The 16240-nt window shown below is 61.8% G+C and carries 17 protein-coding genes; 7 read left to right on the top strand and 10 right to left on the bottom strand.

Features of this window, described 5'->3' with window-relative positions:
• Window positions 1-2: 2 nt before the first annotated feature.
• From ccmE to ACTRWK_RS00190, 6 genes are all read left to right on the top strand, one after another.
• Window positions 3-446, top strand: a complete 444-nt coding sequence (gene ccmE / locus ACTRWK_RS00215) for a cytochrome c maturation protein CcmE (RefSeq protein ID WP_005853870.1) — start codon at window positions 3-5, stop codon at window positions 444-446.
• An 80-nt stretch (window positions 447-526) separates the two neighbouring features.
• Complete coding sequence (locus ACTRWK_RS00210; protein WP_037944433.1) at window positions 527-1138, top strand: holin-associated N-acetylmuramidase; 612 nt, start codon at window positions 527-529, stop codon at window positions 1136-1138.
• Window positions 1129-1704: a holin family protein gene (locus ACTRWK_RS00205; RefSeq protein ID WP_289081579.1), complete on the top strand. Its 576-nt coding sequence runs from the start codon at window positions 1129-1131 to the stop codon at window positions 1702-1704. The genes ACTRWK_RS00210 and ACTRWK_RS00205 overlap by 10 nt, the downstream gene beginning before the upstream one ends.
• A gap of 92 nt (window positions 1705-1796) precedes the next feature.
• A complete protein-coding gene (locus ACTRWK_RS00200; RefSeq protein WP_289081580.1) occupies window positions 1797-3758 on the top strand; it encodes a heme lyase CcmF/NrfE family subunit in 1962 nt (653 codons plus the stop codon).
• Window positions 3755-4225 (top strand): cytochrome c-type biogenesis protein, encoded by a 471-nt coding sequence (locus ACTRWK_RS00195; protein WP_243250358.1) that lies wholly within the window; start codon window positions 3755-3757, stop codon window positions 4223-4225. The genes ACTRWK_RS00200 and ACTRWK_RS00195 overlap by 4 nt, the downstream gene beginning before the upstream one ends.
• A 72-nt stretch (window positions 4226-4297) precedes the next feature.
• On the top strand, window positions 4298-5074 hold the full coding sequence (locus ACTRWK_RS00190) for an enoyl-CoA hydratase-related protein (protein ID WP_132997241.1): 777 nt from the start codon (window positions 4298-4300) through the stop codon (window positions 5072-5074).
• Between the two features lie 5 nt (window positions 5075-5079).
• On the opposite strand, the gene ACTRWK_RS00185 is transcribed toward ACTRWK_RS00190, so the two are convergent.
• From ACTRWK_RS00185 to gltX, 3 genes are all read right to left on the bottom strand, one after another.
• Complete coding sequence (locus ACTRWK_RS00185; protein WP_005853859.1) at window positions 5080-5373, bottom strand: hypothetical protein; 294 nt, start codon at window positions 5371-5373, stop codon at window positions 5080-5082.
• A gap of 363 nt (window positions 5374-5736) precedes the next feature.
• The gene (gene gltA, locus ACTRWK_RS00180) at window positions 5737-7032 is read right to left on the bottom strand and encodes a citrate synthase (RefSeq protein WP_037944428.1); all 1296 of its coding nucleotides are present in this window, start codon (window positions 7030-7032) and stop codon (window positions 5737-5739) included.
• 114 nt (window positions 7033-7146) lie between these two features.
• A complete protein-coding gene (gltX, locus tag ACTRWK_RS00175; protein WP_278425454.1) occupies window positions 7147-8547 on the bottom strand; it encodes a glutamate--tRNA ligase in 1401 nt (466 codons plus the stop codon).
• 126 nt (window positions 8548-8673) lie between these two features.
• Between gltX and ACTRWK_RS00170 the strand changes: the two genes are divergently transcribed.
• The gene (locus tag ACTRWK_RS00170) at window positions 8674-10722 is read left to right on the top strand and encodes a ComEC/Rec2 family competence protein (protein WP_289081581.1); all 2049 of its coding nucleotides are present in this window, start codon (window positions 8674-8676) and stop codon (window positions 10720-10722) included.
• 6 nt (window positions 10723-10728) lie between these two features.
• Here the strand turns inward: ACTRWK_RS00170 and lexA are convergent, their stop codons facing one another.
• From lexA to ACTRWK_RS00135, 7 genes are all read right to left on the bottom strand, one after another.
• Complete coding sequence (lexA, locus tag ACTRWK_RS00165) at window positions 10729-11427, bottom strand: transcriptional repressor LexA (RefSeq protein ID WP_005853849.1); 699 nt, start codon at window positions 11425-11427, stop codon at window positions 10729-10731.
• Window positions 11428-11489: 62 nt separating this feature from the next.
• Window positions 11490-12662 carry a molybdopterin molybdotransferase MoeA gene (locus ACTRWK_RS00160; protein ID WP_289081582.1) on the bottom strand — a complete coding sequence of 391 codons (1173 nt, stop codon included), beginning with the start codon at window positions 12660-12662 and terminating at the stop codon, window positions 11490-11492.
• Window positions 12659-13132: a cyclic pyranopterin monophosphate synthase MoaC gene (gene moaC / locus ACTRWK_RS00155; RefSeq protein WP_037944424.1), complete on the bottom strand. Its 474-nt coding sequence runs from the start codon at window positions 13130-13132 to the stop codon at window positions 12659-12661. The genes ACTRWK_RS00160 and moaC overlap by 4 nt, the downstream gene beginning before the upstream one ends.
• The gene (gene trpC, locus ACTRWK_RS00150; protein ID WP_009824807.1) at window positions 13132-13956 is read right to left on the bottom strand and encodes an indole-3-glycerol phosphate synthase TrpC; all 825 of its coding nucleotides are present in this window, start codon (window positions 13954-13956) and stop codon (window positions 13132-13134) included. The genes moaC and trpC overlap by 1 nt, the downstream gene beginning before the upstream one ends.
• The gene (locus ACTRWK_RS00145) at window positions 13953-14621 is read right to left on the bottom strand and encodes a uracil-DNA glycosylase (RefSeq protein ID WP_289081583.1); all 669 of its coding nucleotides are present in this window, start codon (window positions 14619-14621) and stop codon (window positions 13953-13955) included. The genes trpC and ACTRWK_RS00145 overlap by 4 nt, the downstream gene beginning before the upstream one ends.
• A complete protein-coding gene (gene trpD, locus ACTRWK_RS00140; protein ID WP_037944420.1) occupies window positions 14618-15637 on the bottom strand; it encodes an anthranilate phosphoribosyltransferase in 1020 nt (339 codons plus the stop codon). Before trpD ends, ACTRWK_RS00145 begins: the two co-directional genes overlap by 4 nt.
• Window positions 15634-16215, bottom strand: a complete 582-nt coding sequence (locus ACTRWK_RS00135; RefSeq protein ID WP_005853838.1) for an anthranilate synthase component II — start codon at window positions 16213-16215, stop codon at window positions 15634-15636. The genes trpD and ACTRWK_RS00135 overlap by 4 nt, the downstream gene beginning before the upstream one ends.
• Window positions 16216-16240 lie beyond the last annotated feature (25 nt).

Here is a 16240-nt window from a genome sequence, read left to right as displayed (position 1 = left end):
GCATGAAAAGTCTTAAAAAGCAACGGCGTATCCAGATTATCGGCGTCGCGGTCGTGGCGCTTGTGCTGTCCACGGCGCTGATTGGATATGCCATGCGCGACGGGATAAACTTTTTCCGCGCGCCCAGTCAGGTGATCGCCGAACCCCCCGGCCCGACAGAGGTGTTCCGCATCGGTGGCCTAGTTGAAGAGGGCAGCCTTGTGCGCGGGGATGGTCTGACGATCCGCTTTTCCGTGACCGATGGCGGCGCGGCTGTGCCTGTGACCTACAGCGGGGTATTGCCCGATCTGTTCGAGGAAAATCAAGGCATGGTAGGGACAGGGCGTTACATAAACGGCACCTTCGAAGCGACTGAAATCCTTGCCAAACATGACGAGACCTACATGCCGAAAGAGGTCGTCGACGCCCTGAAAGAGCAAGGCGTTTATGTTGCCCCCGAGGGGTGATGCGTACGGGCCTGCCGGGTTTCGTTAACATCTGAGACGTCATTCTTGCAGCAGTGCAATCTGCAAGAAGGGCCAATCTGATGCAAACTGTTGAGGAAATTGCAAAGTCCATCGTCGCGCGTGAGGGGGGCTTTGTGAATGACCCCGATGATCCGGGCGGGGCAACAAACCACGGCGTCACCATCCACACGCTGCGTCGGCTGGGGCTGGATGTGAACCGTGACGGCGCAGTAAATCTCGCCGATGTTCAAGAGCTTACTCAAGATCAAGCGACCGAGATATTCATCACCCATTACTTCCACAAACCCAAGATCGCGCAGCTGCCCAGTCCGCTCCAGCCTTCGGTTTTCGATATGTATGTGAATGCGGGGGCGAATGCGGTGAAGATTCTTCAGCGATTGTTAAGAGATATGGAGTTTGATGTGGCCGTGGACGGGGTCCTTGGACCGCAAACGCTTGGCGCTACGGGGCGCGCTTACGCCGCTGCACCTGCGCAGATGGTGGACGCCTACGCCGTGGCGCGGCGCAACTATTACTTTGGGCTGGCGGATCAGCGCCCCGCAAGTCGCAAATACGCCCGCACGAGGGCCGGAAAGAAAGGAGGATGGATCAAACGGGCAGAGGAATTCATGTCACCGCGGTACCATCTGAGCATCCGTGACTTTAACGAAAGGGTCGCGGCATGGGGATGATTGATACCGCGCTTGCGTTGGTCTTTGGTGACGGCCGCAATGTGGTGCGCGACACGGTCGAGGTATTTCGCGCCAATGCGGAAAAGACGGCCGGCCGTGATGCGACCGCGCGGGAACAGGCTATGGTGCAATTTGGGGCGGAATTCGCTGTGCCCCGCAAGGGACGGTTTGACCGTTTCATGGACGGGCTGAACCGGCTTCCGCGTCCAGCGCTGGCGCTTGGGACCTTGGGCTTGTTCATCACGGCGATGGTTGACCCGGTCTGGTTTGCCAGCCGGATGCAGGGCGTGTCGCTGGTGCCAGAGCCGTTATGGTGGCTTCTGGGGGTTATCGTATCTTTCTACTTTGGCGCGCGGCATCAGGTAAAAACACAAGAGTTCCAACGCTCTATCGCGCGCACCATTGCGCAGACACCAACGGTGATGCGACATATCAAAGAGCTGGAAACGCTGCGTGTTGATGGTGTTGAAGAAGGGGCCCTGCGGGATCTGGAAAGCGCATCTGACGCAGTGCGCGACAGATCGGACAACGCGGCGCTTGCGGACTGGCGCAGGGTTGCAGGCTAAGGGGGACCCTGCGACGCTTTGCTGCGCACAGTCGTGTGATTTCGCGGTGAATCGGCATGGTATGGGGCGGTGCTCCGCTCTATGATCGGGGTATGATTACAGAGCTCGGACATTTCGCCCTTATCCTCGCCTTCGGCGTTGCCATCGTTCAGATGGTCGTGCCCCTGATTGGTGCCCATAAACGCTGGCCCGGTTGGATGGCCGTGGCAGAGCCCGCCGCCGGGGCGCAATTCGCCCTGACATTGCTGGCGTTTGGGGCGTTGATGTGGGCCTTTGTCACCTCTGATTTCTCGCTGCGATTGGTGGTGTTGAACAGCCACTCGATGAAGCCGCTTTTGTATAAAATCAGCGGTACTTGGGGCAATCATGAAGGCTCAATGCTGCTGTGGGTGCTCATTGTCTCGCTATTCGGGGCGATGGCCGCGTGGTTCGGGGGGAATCTACCGCCGACTTTGCGGGCGCGGGTTCTTTCTGTGCAAGCCGCAATCGGTGTGGCGTTTTATGCCTTCATCCTGTTCACATCCAACCCGTTCTTGCGGCTGGCGACGCCACCTTTTGACGGGCAGGATCTGAACCCGCTTTTGCAGGACCCCGGGCTCGCCTTCCACCCGCCGTTTTTATATTTGGGGTATGTCGGCCTTTCGATGACCTTCAGCTTTGCCGTTGCCGCCTTGATCGAAGGGCGGATCGATGCTGCTTGGGGCCGGTGGGTGCGCCCTTGGACCCTGGCGGCGTGGGTGTTTTTGACGATTGGCATCGCGCTCGGGTCCTGGTGGGCCTATTACGAACTTGGCTGGGGCGGGTTCTGGTTCTGGGATCCCGTTGAAAACGCTAGCTTTATGCCCTGGCTTCTGGCGGCGGCGCTGCTTCATTCCGCCATCGTTGTGGAGAAACGAGAAAGCCTGAAAAGCTGGACGATCCTGCTTGCGATCCTGGCTTTTGGCTTCTCGCTGATTGGGACGTTTATCGTCAGGTCCGGGTTGCTAACCTCGGTCCACGCCTTTGCGAATGACCCCGAACGCGGCGTGTTTATCCTGATGATCATGGCGTTTTTCATGGGCGGTGCGCTGGTTCTGTTCGCGGCGCGCGCCAGCGCGTTAGAGGCGAAAGGCGTGTTCAGCATGGTCAGCCGAGAGTCGGCTTTGCTGGTAAACAACGTATTGCTCGCCGTTGCCTGTTTCGTCGTGTTCATTGGCACGATGTGGCCGCTGCTGGCCGAAATGTTCTTCGACAGAAAATTGAGCGTTGGCCCCCCGTTTTTTAACGCCGCCTTTACGCCTTTCATGATTATGCTGGGGCTGATCCTACCGATCGGGTCGGCGATGCCTTGGAAGCGTGCGGTGATTTCGCGGGCGCTAAAGCCGCTACGCTACGCCTTTGTATTGGCGATTGCGATTGGGGGGCTGGCCTACGCGATGCAGTCGGGGCGCAGCTTGCTGGGGCCGCTCGGGTTGTTCTTGGGGGCGTGGATCGTGATGGGCACCGTTGTTGATCTGTGGGGGCGCACGGGGCGCGGTAGTAACCGGCTGCGCCGGCTTGGGCGGTTGCCGCGTGCGGATTGGGGCAAGATGGTGGCCCACGCCGGCCTTGGGGTGACCATGGCGGGGGTGGCTGGCCTGACCGCGTGGTCGATTGATGACATCCGCGCCGTTCCGCTGGGGGACTCCTACGATGTGGGGCGCTATACCGTGCAGCTGGACGATGTGACTCAGGGCCAGGGGCCGAATTATACGGCGACGACCGGCAGCGTGACATTGTTCCACGACGGGGAAGGGATTGCGCAGTTGCGACCGGAGAAACGCTTCTATCCCGTGGCGCAGATGCCCACGACCGAAGCGGCGATCGACTATAATCTGCTGCGCGATGTCTATGTCGTGATCGGGGATGAACAGGCAAATGGCGGCTGGGTGGTGCGCACTTATGTCAAGCCGCTGACCAACTGGATTTGGATCGGCTGCGCGCTGATGGCCCTTGGCGGCGTGTTAAGCCTTTCGGACCGGCGCTACCGCGTTGCGGCAGGGGCGGCGAAATCAAAGCCGGTGCCTGCAGAATGAGAGCGCTGATCCTTGCGCTAATGTTGCTTGTAGCACCTGTGCTATCGGTTGCGCCGACCTGGGCCGTGCAGCCGGACGAGGTGCTCTCGGATCCTGCACTTGAGCAACGCGCGCGCAGCTTGTCGAAAGGGTTGCGTTGCCTTGTGTGCCGGAACGAAAGCATCGACGAAAGCAACGCCAGCCTTGCGCGCGACCTGCGTATCCTGCTGCGCGAACGTCTGGTGGCCGGTGATAGCGACGAAGAGGCGGTCGCTTATATCGTCGACCGCTATGGTGAATATGTCCTGCTGAACCCGCCTGCGCGGGGATCGACCTGGGTGTTATGGGCGGCAGGGCCCCTCATGCTATTGATCGCGGCGGGGGTCGGGTTTGGCTACCTGCGCGGTCGTGCGAAGGCACCGTCCGCGGAACAGGCCCCGCTCAGCGCGCAAGAACAGGCGCGGCTGGACGACATTCTGAAGCGATAACGCGGGGTTTCACTGGCGGTGGCCTGTCGTATGGGTAAGGTGCGGGGGAAATCTAGATGAGGAACCCGTGCCATGGACTATCAAACCCTGACCTATGAACTGACCGACGGGCTGGCCGTGGTCACCATGAACCGCCCCGACAAGATGAACGCGCTGACCACGCAAATGCGGGCAGAGATCGAGCACGCGTTTACCCAAGCGGGCAAAGACGCGCGTTGTGTGGTCATCACCGGTGCCGGTCGTGCGTTTTGCACCGGTCAGGATCTCAGCGACAGCAGCAGCAAGGGCTCGCTGGATCTGGAACGCACCCTGCGCGAGGAATACGGCCCCATGCTGCGGGCGATCACAAACTGTCCGGTGCCAACGATCGCCGCGGTCAATGGTCCTGCGGCGGGGGCAGGGGCGAACCTCGCACTGGCGACGGATGTGGTCTTTGCGACGGAATCTTCCTATTTTCTGCAAGCATTTACGCGCATTGGACTGATGCCCGATGCGGGCGGCACCTATACGTTGCCCCGCCAGATGGGCACGGCCAAGGCTATGGGCGCGGCCTTGTTCGCGGATAAAATCTCTGCCCGTCAGGCGGATGACTGGGGGATGATCTGGGAAGCGGTGGCCGATGCCGCGTTTGACGCCCATTGGCGTGCCAAGGCGGCGCATCTGGCGCAAGGTCCGACCGCAGCCTATGCCGCTGCCAAGAACGCCATTCGCGCAAGCTGGGACAATACGCTGGAGGATCAGTTGTCGCTAGAGGCGCAGGAACAAGGCAAATGCGGGCAATCACGTGATTTCAAAGAGGGCGTGATGGCCTTTATGCAGAAACGCCCCGCGAGCTTCGAGGGCCGCTAATCCCACTAGACCGAGCGTTCGACCAACAACACGTCATCGGGGTTGAGGGTCGGACGCGAGGCGCTGGCAACCACAGCCACCGCTATCCCGTCGGCGAGCACCGTGTGCACGCTGCCTGACACTTGCTTGACCGTGATCCGCGGCGGCGTCTGGCCCTTGTCATAGACCACCGCGATCTGGTCACATTTCTGTTCGATATCATGCACGAACGATCCCTGCGGCGCGGGGTGATGCCGTGCGGTCTTGCAGCTTAGGCTGGTCGCGTTATCCCATTGCAGGCGAGGCCGAGGGTCGTTCATCCGGTCATCCTTTCCGCGGGGGGCAGCGGGCGTATTGGGTTCTGCTGTGCATCGCACAGGGTAAAGCTGCACTGAATTGACGATGAATCTGGGATGATCGGGGCGGTTGGTCAATCAATTTTGACCATTATGCGTAGCTTGGAAACAACAACACAAAACTGCCATATTTCGGACGCTATGGTTTCGAAATGGGGAAAAGTGAGTTGAAACAGTGGGCTGGAAAGAGGCGCTTTGATCACGGGACGCTTTCTGGCGAGCTTTCAGGTGATTCTCTTTGTCCTGGGTTTCAGGCAGCGGTAGCACACCGTGAAACGCAAAACGCCCCGCCGTGAGGGCGGGGCGTTTTGACTAATGTACTGACATTCAGCGCTTTTCGATATCCACATAGTCGCGTGGTGTTTCGCCAAGATACAGCTGACGGGGACGCCCGATTTTCAGCTGAGGATCGCTGATCTGCTCTTTCCACTGCGAGATCCAGCCAACGGTCCGTGCCAGCGCAAAGATCGGCGTGAACATCGACGTGGGGAAACCCATCGCTTCGAGAATGATGCCCGAGTAGAAATCGACGTTCGGGAACAGCTTCTTCTCTGCAAAATACGGATCTTCCAGCGCCTGTTTTTCAAGCTCTTTCGCGACCTGCAGGATCGGGTTGTTTTCGACACCCAGCAGCTCAAGCACTTCGTCCGCGCTTTCTTTCATCACGGTCGCGCGTGGGTCGTGGTTCTTGTAGACGCGGTGACCAAAGCCCATCAGGCGGAACGGGTCGTTCTTGTCCTTGGCGCGGGCGATGAACTCAGGGATGCGGTCCGGTGTGCCGATCTCTTTCAGCATTTCCAGACATGCCTGGTTCGCCCCACCATGCGCGGGCCCCCAGAGGCAGGCGATGCCAGCAGCGATACAGGCAAAGGGGTTCGCCCCGGAAGAGGACGCCAGACGCACGGTCGATGTCGATGCGTTCTGTTCGTGGTCCGCGTGCAGCGTAAAGATGCGGTCCATCGCACGGGCAAGGATGGGGTCGACGACATAATCCTCGGCAGGGACGGCGAAACACATGCGCAGGAAGTTACCGGCATAGTCTACGTCGTTGCGCGGATAGATGAACGGTTGACCGATGGTGTACTTATAGGCCATCGCGGCAATCGTCGGCATCTTGGCGATCAGACGGATCGTTGCCACTTCGCGCTGGTGCGCGTCGTTGATGTCGGTGCTGTCGTGGTAGAAGGCAGACATCGCGCCCACAACGCCGACCATGATCGCCATCGGGTGTGCATCACGGCGGAAACCACGGAAGAAGTTGATCATCTGCTCGTGGATCATGGTGTGGTTAGTCACCAGATTTTCGAACTCTTCCAACTGCGCGGCAGAGGGCAGTTCGCCATACAGCAGCAGGTAGCACACTTCGAGGTAGTGGGATTCGCTGGCCAGTTGGTCGATCGGATACCCACGGTGAAGCAACACGCCTTCGTCACCGTCAATGAAGGTGATCGTGCTGTCACAGGCCGCTGTCGAGGTGAATCCAGGGTCATATGTGAACACATTCGCCTGAGAGAACAGCTTGCGGATGTCCATGACATCCGGGCCCGCCGACGGGGAGTAGATCGGCAGTTCAAAGCTGTTCCCGTCGATGGTCAACGTTGCGGATTTTGTACTTTCGGCCATGAAGTCCCTTCCTATCGTTTTATCGACGTGCGTTATGCCGTCGACTGGGGAGATACCGAAACGGTCCGCCCCTCAGTTATTGTTGAGCATATCAGGAATATGCTTTTGCATATCTTAGATAGCCGCATCGTTTAAACGGGCAAGGCTTTCGTCACGCCCAAGTACCAGCATCATATCGAAAACTGATGGGGTTGCTGCCCGCCCGGCGAGTGCTGCGCGCAGCGGCCCCGCCAGTTTGCCGAATTTGGTGTCCCGAGCGGCGGCAAAGCCGTTCAGCGCCTCCTCCAGCGTTTCTCTGTCCCAAGTAACATTCTGCAACTGCGGCGTCAATTCAGTCAGCATACCACGGGATACATTGTCCAAGTGCTTCTCTGCCTTCTCGTCCGGTTGGATGGGGCGTTCGGCGAGGATAAACTCAGCTTTTTCAAGAAGATCAGGAAATTTCTTCGCGCGATCCTTTAAGCAATACATCGCTCGCTCCAACCCGTCTGCTTGCGCTTTTGTGAGCGCGGGCAGACCGGCAGCGGTCAAATAGGCCTCGATCTCGTGCCGCAATGCAGCATCATCCGCGGCGGCGATGTGCTGCCCGCAGATGTTTTCCAGCTTCTTGAGGTCGAATTGCGCGGGGCTTTTGCGGATACCGTCCAGATCGAACCATTCTTGCGCTTGGGCGTCGGTGAAGAATTCGTCGTCCCCATGGCTCCACCCCAGACGGGCGAGGTAGTTGCGCATACCGGCCGCGGGAAAGCCCATGGCCTGATACTCCTGCGCGCCCAAAGCGCCGTGACGTTTCGACAGTTTCTTGCCATCCGCGCCGTGGATCAGCGGGATATGCGCCCAGACGGGAACGTCCCAGCCCATGGCGTTGTAAATCATCATCTGGCGCGCGGCGTTGTTGAGGTGATCATCCCCGCGGATCACATGGGTCACGCCCATGTCATGGTCATCAACAACAACGGCCAGCATATAGACGGGCGTACCATCGGAACGTAACAGCACCATGTCATCAAGCTGGTCGTTCCCGATCACCACGTCGCCCTGCACCGCGTCGCGGATGACGGTTTCGCCCGTCAACGGGGCCTTGATCCGTACGACATAGGGGGCGTCGGGGTGCGTTTCGGGCGCGGCGTCACGCCAGGGGGATTGGTACAGGGTGCTGCGCCCCTCGGCTTTGGCCTGATCCCGGAACGCGGCGATTTCTTCTTGCGAGGCAAAGCACTTATAGGCCTTTCCTTCGGCAAGAAGTTGCAGCGCCACTTCGGCGTGGCGGGGGGCGTTTTCGAACTGGCTGACCACGTCACCGTCGTGATCCAGTCCCAGCCACGCCATGCCCTGCAGAATCGCTTCGGTTGCCTCGGGGGTGTGGCGCTGGCGGTCGGTGTCTTCGATGCGCAGCAGGAATTTACCGCCCCGACCGCGTGCATAAAGCCAGCTGAACAGCGCCGTCCGCGCGCCGCCGATGTGCAGATAACCGGTAGGAGACGGGGCGAAACGGGTAACGACAGGCGTTGTCATGGGCGGAGGATCCTTTGCAGCAGAAGTTCACGGAAAACGCCCGTTCGGGGTGCCGTTTATCATTTGCTAACTCCTTTGGAGATAGCGTCCCCGACTATCTACCCAGTGCAGAGAACGGGGGCAAGTATGGGGCTGTTGTCCTATATGGCGCACAGCATGCGCGCACAGCGGGGGCATCTGATCGGCTGGGTGCCGGTGTGTCTGGCCGTGGGGATCGGTAGCTATTTTGCGCTGCGGGTTGAGCCTTCGCTGACCGTCCTGCTTTGGGTCGCGGGCGGGGCGGTGCTGCTGGCGGCTGCGGCCTTTCTGGCGGGCGAGGTCGCGGGGCCTGTTTTGTTGGGCGCGGCCTTGGTGTTGCTCGGTTTTGATCTGGCGGCGTGGCGGGCCCATGCTGTCGGCGGGCCGGTGCTGGGGTGGCGCTATTACGGCCCGATCGCGGGGCGCGTCGTGGCGGTGGATCGTAGCCAGTCCGACGCCTTGCGGCTGACGCTGGATCGGGTCGTGCTGGAACGGGTGTCTGCGCCTCGGACGCCGTTGCATGTGCGCGTGTCCTTGCACGGCGACAGACGCTTTGACGCGGATATAACGCCGGGGTTGGGTGTGATGACCACGGGGCATCTGTCGCCGCCAAGCGGCCCGGTAGAGCCTGAGGGCTTTGATTTCCAACGGCATGCATGGTTCGCAGGCTTGGGTGCTGTGGGGTATAGTCGCACCCCGTTACTGGCGGCGACACCGGCTGAGGCGGGGCATGGCGGGCTGGCGGTCTTTCGGGCGCGCATGGCGGCCTCGGCCCGGATTCAGCGGATCTTGCCGGGTGATATCGGCGGGTTTGCCACGGCGATCACCACCGGCGACCGCAGCGCCATCAGCCAGGACGCGCTGCAGGATCTGCGTGCCAGCAACCTTGCGCATCTATTGGCGATCTCGGGCTTGCACATGGGGTTGCTGAGCGCGGTGGTCTTTGGCGCGTTGCGGATTGTGCTGACGTTGGTGCCGTGGATTGCGCTGCGCTGGCCCACGCGCAGCATCGCAGCCGCGGGGGCGCTGGTGGCGGCCAGTGGCTATCTGCTGTTGTCGGGGGGTAATGTCGCAACCGAACGCGCGTTCATCATGGTCGCCGTTGCCCTTGGCGCGTTGATCATCGGGCGACGGGCGCTGACCCTGCGGGCCGTGGCGATTGCAGCCACGATCGTATTGGTCCTTCGGCCAGAGGCATTGACGGGGCCGGGGTTCCAGATGTCCTTTGCCGCTACCACGGGGTTGGTTGCGATCTTTGGCTGGTTGCGCAACGCCGAGGTCTCGCTTGGGCCGAAGTGGCTGGCACCGGCTGTGGCGACGGTGATCTCCTCGGCTGTGGCGGGGGGCTTTACCGCGCCCATCGGGGCGGCCCATTTCAATACGATCGCGCAGTATGGCTTGGTCGCGAACCTGCTGTCGGTCCCGCTGATGGGGGTCTTGGTGATGCCGGCCGCCGTCGCGGCCTTGGTCATGGCACCGCTGGGACTAGAGTGGATTCCCCTGCAGGTCATGGGCGCAGGGTTGCGCTGGATCTTGCTGGTCGCGCAGGGCGTTGCGGGGATCGACGGGGCGCAGGGCCATGTGGCCGCCCCCGGCCCTTGGGTGCTGCCGCTGCTGGCGCTCGGGTTTTTGTGGCTGTTGCTGTGGCAGGGTTGGTTGCGATTTGCCGGTCTGGGAGCCGTGATTGCGGCGGGGGTATTGTGGCACGGGGCAGAGCGTCCGACGGTACTGATCTCGGACACCGGCAGTCTGGTGGGGGTGATGACCCCCACGGGCCGTGCGCTGAGCAAGGCAAAAGGCGCAGGCTTTGTCGCGCTCAACTGGCTGGAGAATGACGGCGACGGCGCCGATCAGGCCCGGGCCGCCGCGCGTTGGCCCACAAGGCCAAAGATCGGGGAACGAGAGGTGATCCACCTGTCCGGCAAACGCGCGCGGGCGGCGTTCGGGGCGTGCCGTGCGGATCAGATCATCGTGCTGTCAGTTGTGCCTGAACCGCCGCTGACGGGCGGCTGCGATGTGTTTGACCCCGACCGGTTGCGATCCACGGGGGCAGTCGCACTCACCCTCGACAACGGGCGGGTCACAATGCAAACGGCCCGCCAAAAGGCGGGCACGCGGCTGTGGACGGCATGGCCCAAGGACAGGCCGCCGCGGTAGCAAGCGTCAGTAGGTGCGGATCAACCCGACCAGACGCCCCTGCACCTTGACCTTATCCGACGGCAGAACCCGCGTTTCATAGGCGGGGTTAGCGGCTTCCAGCGCGACAGAGCTGCCGTGACGGCGGAATTTCTTGAGCGTCGCCTCGTGGTCTTCGACCAGCGCAACCACGATATCCCCATCATCCGCGACAGAGGTTTCGCGGATGATCACCACGTCGCCATCATTGATCCCAGCGTCGATCATGGAATCACCTTGCACCTCAAGCGCGTAGTGTTCGCCGCTGCCGCTGATCATCCCGCCGGGGACGGCGACAGATTGGGTCATAGTGCTGATCGCCTCGATCGGGACACCGGCGGCGATCCGGCCCATCATCGGCACATCAAAGGACGACGCGCTGACCGGCTGCGCGGCAGAGGGGGGCGGCCCATCGGGGCGGTCGCCGTCAATCACGCGCGGGGTAAAGCCCGCACCGGACAGGCTGCCCAAGCTATCGGGCAGTTTCACCACCTCTATCGCGCGGGCGCGATGCGCCAGGCGGCGGATGAATCCGCGTTCCTCCAGCGCTGTGATCAGACGGTGGATGCCGGATTTGGACCGCAGATCAAGCGCTTCTTTCATCTCGTCAAAGCTGGGCGGCACGCCGTCGCGCTGCACACGTTTGTGAATAAAGGCCAGCAGATCGAGTTGTTTCTTGGTCAGCATCCGGACATTCCCCGTTTCTATTTGGGGTTTGTTCTAGGGATGTTCCTGTTTTGTGTCAACCGTCAGAGGGGAATACAGCCTATGATCTCTCCGGCTGTGCGGGCCCCATCGTGGGGCGGGCGGACCATCAGGACATCGGCGCGCGACAGGATACCCAGCAGCGAACTGTCCTGATTGTCTTCGGGCAGGACGGCACCGTCACGGACCATCGCACGCATATAATGTTCGCGTGGACCATTGGCGGGCAGATCGACGCCAAGCGGCAGATCTACCCGTGCGGCGGGCGCGGCGGGCAGGCCCAGCATCTTGCGCAGCACCGGCACGACAAAGACCGTCCCGCAGACCATGGCCGACACCGGATTGCCGGGCAGGCCGATCATCGGGACATCACGCAGCCGCCCCGCCATAAGAGGTTTCCCGGGGCGCATCGCGACTTTGTAGAAAGACTGCTCCATCCCCATTTGGGCGGCGACGGGGGCAACCAGATCGTGGTCTCCGACAGAGGCACCGCCGATGGTGATAATCAGATCGGCATCCTGCGCCATAGTGAAGGCTTGGGTCAGCGAGGGCACCGTGTCCCGGGCAATCGGGATCATGCGGCACTGCGCACCATGCTGTTCGAGCAGGGCGGCCAGACCATAGGTATTGGAGGCGATGATCTGGTCGGGGTTCGGCACCTCGCCGGGTTGCACCAGCTCGTCCCCCGTGGCGATGATTGCGACGCGTGGTTTGGCATAGACCGGCACCGTCGCCACATTCATCGACGCCAGCAGCGCGATATCGGCAGGGCGCAGCAGACGCGGCGCATCCATCGTGTCGCCTGCATGGAAATCCCCACCGGCGGGGCGGATATTGGTCTTGGGGCCGATGTCATGGCCCAGCATGATCAGATCGCCACGACGGGTCGTATCCTCTTGGATCACAACGAAATCAGCGCCTTCGGGGACAGGGGCACCAGTAAAGATGCGCACGGCCTGACCGGCTTTTACCACACCGTCAAACCGATGGCCCGCCGCCGCTTCGCCAATGACCTTGAACATCGCGTCGGGCTCGACCTCTGTCTGGCGCAGGGCATAGCCATCCATAGAGGAGGCCGCGAAAGGCGGCTGGGTGCGGATGGCAACAACATCGCGCGCCAGCACACGGCCCGCGGCCTGACGCAGCGGGACCGCTTCCACTTCGGTGGCGGTGACGAGATCAAAGAGATGCGACAGGGCGTCGCTGACAGAGATCATTCTGCCTCGTATCGGCCCGATTTGCCGCCGTCTTTCAGGACGACCCGCAGGCCGCCGATTTCCATGCCTTTGTCCACGGCCTTGGCCATGTCATACACTGTCAGCGCGGTGACAGAGGCGGCGGTCAGCGCCTCCATCTCGACGCCGGTCTGTCCGGTGGTCTTGACGGTCGCGGCGATGCGCAGGCCGGGCAGGTCGGCATCGGGTGTCAGTTCGACCGACACTTTGGTGATCGGGAGAGGGTGGCACAGCGGAATCAGATCGGCGGTGCGTTTTGCAGCCATGATCCCCGCCAGACGGGCCACACCCATGACATCACCTTTTTTGGCGCGTCCTTCGGTAATGATATCAAAGGTTTCGCGCAACATCTTGATGTGGGTTTCAGCAACGGCCACCCGCGACGTCACGGGTTTGTCCGACACGTCGACCATATGCGCGTCGCCCTTGCCGTCAAAATGCGTCAGCGCCATTACATGCCCCCCGGCCGCAGCGGTGTGGCCAGCAGGTTGCGGGTTGCGACCTCTACATCGTCCTGACGCATCAGGCTTTCCCCGATCAGGAACACCCGCGATCCGTATTTCGCCATATCGGCCAGATCTTCGGGCGTGTTCAGCCCGCTTTCCGATACGATCATCTTTTCCACATCCACATGTTTCGACAGGCGGCGCGTGGTATCAAGCGTCGTCTCGAAGGTTTTTAGGTTGCGGTTGTTGATCCCCATCATGCGGCTTTTCAGCACGGCGGCGCGGTCCAGCTCTTCCTTGTCGTGTACCTCGATCAGCGCGTCCATGCCCCATTGGGCGGCGGCGTCCTCAAGCTCGATCGCTTGGGCATCGCTGACAGAGGCCATGATGATCAGGATACAATCGGCCCCAAGCGCGCGGGCTTCGGCGACCTGATAGGGGTCGTACATGAAATCCTTGCGCAGCACGGGCAGGGTGCAGGCCTCGCGGGCGGCGACAAGATATTCCTTGGCCCCCTGAAAGCTGGGCGTGTCTGTCAGCACCGACAGACAGGTCGCACCACCCGCGGCATAGGCAGCGGCCAGTGTCGCGGGGTCGAAATCGGCGCGGATCAACCCTTTTGACGGGCTTGCCTTCTTGACCTCGGCAATCAGCCCGTACCCCTCGCGCGAGGCGTCGAACAATGCGTCGGCAAAGGGGCGCACGGGCGAGGCGGCGCGCGCCTCTGCCTCTACGGCCTCGAGCGGTTTGGCGGCCTTGTCGGCGGCGATCTCTTCCAGCTTGTAGGCTTTGATCTTGTCTAGGATGGTGCCAGTGTTGGTATCGGTCATGATGTCTCCGGTGTTGCCCAGTTTATGGCCGCTTGGCCTTGGGCGTGCAACCAGTCATTGCAGCGCGAGAAGGGGCGTGACCCGAAAAACCCACGCCGCGCGGACAGGGGCGACGGGTGCGCGGTTTCAAGTTTGAAGTTCGGTCCCCCGTCCACATCCCGCGCGACTTTTTGGGCATGCGCACCCCACAGCAAATAGGCGCGGGGACGGTCGGCCAAGCGGCCAAGAATTTGCGTGGTCAGCTGCTGCCAGCCCAGTTTCCCATGACCGCCTGCGTCCCGCGCAGGCACGGTCAATGTGGTATTTAACAACAGCACGCCCTGATCCGCCCAGAACCGCAGATCGGCATCCGGTGGGCACGCGCCGATGTCATCCACCATCTCCTTATAGATATTGGACAGAGAACGGGGCAGCGGTTTGGTATCGGCGCTGGCGGAGAAGGCAAAGCCGTGGGCATGGCCGGGGGTGGGATAGGGATCCTGCCCCAGGATCACCACGCGCACCGCGTCGGGCTGGGTATGTTCCAGCGCGGCGAAAACCTGCGGTCGGGGCGGCAGCGTCTCGCGCGGGTCCGCGGCCAGCGCGGCGGCGATGCCGGGAAGGGTATCGTCAAAGAACGCAAGGTCGCGCCAGGCCCCGAGGCGCGACAGGTCAAAACGGCTCATGCGGTCTGGGTGATCCGCGCGACTTGGGTGATCTTGTCACGGGCCGCACCGCTGTCGATGCTGTGGCGTGCCATCTCTACCCCCGCTTTCAGATCGGGCGCGGCATCGGCCACGACCAGCGCCGCCGCCGAATTGAGCAAGACCGCATCGCGGTATGCCGATGGGGTTCCGTCCAGCAGTGCATTGAAATCACGTGCGTTTTCTTCGGGTGTGCCGCCGACGATATCCTCGAACGGATGGACCGGCAGGCCCGCGTCTTCGGGCGTGATCTCGAATTCGGAAATGGTGCCATCAGGGTTCAGCGCGGCGATCCAGCTGGTGCCGGTGATCGTCAGCTCGTCCGTCCCGTCGGAGCCATGGACAAGCCACGCTTTTTCAGAGCCAAGCGCGCCAAGTGTTTCGGCCATCGGGCGGATCAGATCGCGGCGATAGGCACCGGTCAGCTGCCGTTTGACGCCCGCAGGGTTGGTCAGCGGGCCGAGGATGTTGAAAATCGTGCGTGTGCCCAGTTCGGACCGTGTGGGCATGACATGGGCAATCGCGGGATGGTGCATCGGGGCCATCATAAAGCCGATGCCCGCATCGCGCAGGGCGGCCTCGACCACCTTGGGCCCGACCATCACCTTGAGCCCCATCTGCGTCAGCGCATCCGCCGCGCCGGATTTGGACGACAGGTTGCGGTTGCCATGTTTCGCCACCACGACGCCCGCGCCGGCCACGACAAAGGCCGTCGCGGTAGAGATATTCAGCGTGCCCTTGCCATCACCGCCGGTGCCCACGATGTCCATCGCGCCCTCGGGGGCGGTGACGGGGTTGCATTTGGCGCGCATGACATGGGCGGCGGCGGCATATTCATCCACCGTCTCGCCACGGGTGCGCAGGGCCATCAGGAAACCACCGATCTGGCTGGGGGTCGCTTCGCCCTCGAACAGGATCTGGAACGCGGTTTCGGCCTGATCCCGGGTCAGCGGACCATTGGCGGCCGCATCGATCAGAGGTTTCAGAGCGTCGCTCATGCGGGCACCTTTACGTTGTTCAGGAAGTTTTGCAGCATCTGGTGACCGTGATCCGAGCGGATCGATTCCGGGTGGAACTGCACGCCATGCAGCGGCAGGTCACGGTGCTGCAGGCCCATGATCGTGCCGTCCTCAAGCTCTGCCGTGATCTCAAGGCAGTCGGGCAGGGTGGCGCGGTCAACGATCAGCGAATGATAGCGTGTCGCGGCAAAGGGCGATGGCAGCCCCGCAAAGACGCCCTGACCCTTGTGGTGCATCATGCCCATCTTGCCATGCACGATCTCGCCCGCGCGCACGACCTTGCCGCCGAACGCCTGACCCAGCGTCTGATGGCCAAGGCACACACCCAAAAGCGGCGTGCTTGTTTCGGCGGCGGCTGCCGTCAGCGCAAGGCAGATGCCCGCTTGATCCGGGTCGCAGGGGCCGGGCGACAGGATGATCCCCGCCGGGTTCATCGCCATCGCGGCCTGCACGTCGATCTGGTCATTGCGGCGGATTTCGACTTCGGCCCCGAGGTCACCCAGATAGTGTACGAGGTTGTAGGTGAAGCTATCGTAGTTATCTATCAAGAGCAGCATGCGGCAATTCTTTGTATTGGGGCAG

The sequence above is a fragment of the Sulfitobacter sp. G5_S2_6_S6 genome (assembly GCF_054968505.1).
This window is presented reverse-complemented; position numbering and strand designations above follow the sequence as displayed.

Coding starts and splice junctions, on each gene's coding strand:
- ACTRWK_RS00185 (WP_005853859.1), bottom strand. CDS start 5,373: ATGAACGACCCTCGGCCTCGCCTGCAATGGGATAACGCGACCAGCCTA.
- ACTRWK_RS00135 (WP_005853838.1), bottom strand. CDS start 16,215: ATGCTGCTCTTGATAGATAACTACGATAGCTTCACCTACAACCTCGTA.
- lexA (WP_005853849.1), bottom strand. CDS start 11,427: ATGCTGACCAAGAAACAACTCGATCTGCTGGCCTTTATTCACAAACGT.
- ACTRWK_RS00145 (WP_289081583.1), bottom strand. CDS start 14,621: ATGAGCCGTTTTGACCTGTCGCGCCTCGGGGCCTGGCGCGACCTTGCG.
- ACTRWK_RS00170 (WP_289081581.1), top strand. CDS start 8,674: ATGGGGCTGTTGTCCTATATGGCGCACAGCATGCGCGCACAGCGGGGG.
- ACTRWK_RS00200 (WP_289081580.1), top strand. CDS start 1,797: ATGATTACAGAGCTCGGACATTTCGCCCTTATCCTCGCCTTCGGCGTT.
- ccmE (WP_005853870.1), top strand. CDS start 3: ATGAAAAGTCTTAAAAAGCAACGGCGTATCCAGATTATCGGCGTCGCG.
- ACTRWK_RS00195 (WP_243250358.1), top strand. CDS start 3,755: ATGAGAGCGCTGATCCTTGCGCTAATGTTGCTTGTAGCACCTGTGCTA.
- moaC (WP_037944424.1), bottom strand. CDS start 13,132: ATGGCGCTGACGCATTTTGACGGCAAGGGCGACGCGCATATGGTCGAC.
- ACTRWK_RS00210 (WP_037944433.1), top strand. CDS start 527: ATGCAAACTGTTGAGGAAATTGCAAAGTCCATCGTCGCGCGTGAGGGG.
- trpD (WP_037944420.1), bottom strand. CDS start 15,637: ATGAGCGACGCTCTGAAACCTCTGATCGATGCGGCCGCCAATGGTCCG.
- ACTRWK_RS00190 (WP_132997241.1), top strand. CDS start 4,298: ATGGACTATCAAACCCTGACCTATGAACTGACCGACGGGCTGGCCGTG.
- trpC (WP_009824807.1), bottom strand. CDS start 13,956: ATGACCGATACCAACACTGGCACCATCCTAGACAAGATCAAAGCCTAC.
- gltA (WP_037944428.1), bottom strand. CDS start 7,032: ATGGCCGAAAGTACAAAATCCGCAACGTTGACCATCGACGGGAACAGC.
- ACTRWK_RS00160 (WP_289081582.1), bottom strand. CDS start 12,662: ATGATCTCTGTCAGCGACGCCCTGTCGCATCTCTTTGATCTCGTCACC.
- gltX (WP_278425454.1), bottom strand. CDS start 8,547: ATGACAACGCCTGTCGTTACCCGTTTCGCCCCGTCTCCTACCGGTTAT.
- ACTRWK_RS00205 (WP_289081579.1), top strand. CDS start 1,129: ATGGGGATGATTGATACCGCGCTTGCGTTGGTCTTTGGTGACGGCCGC.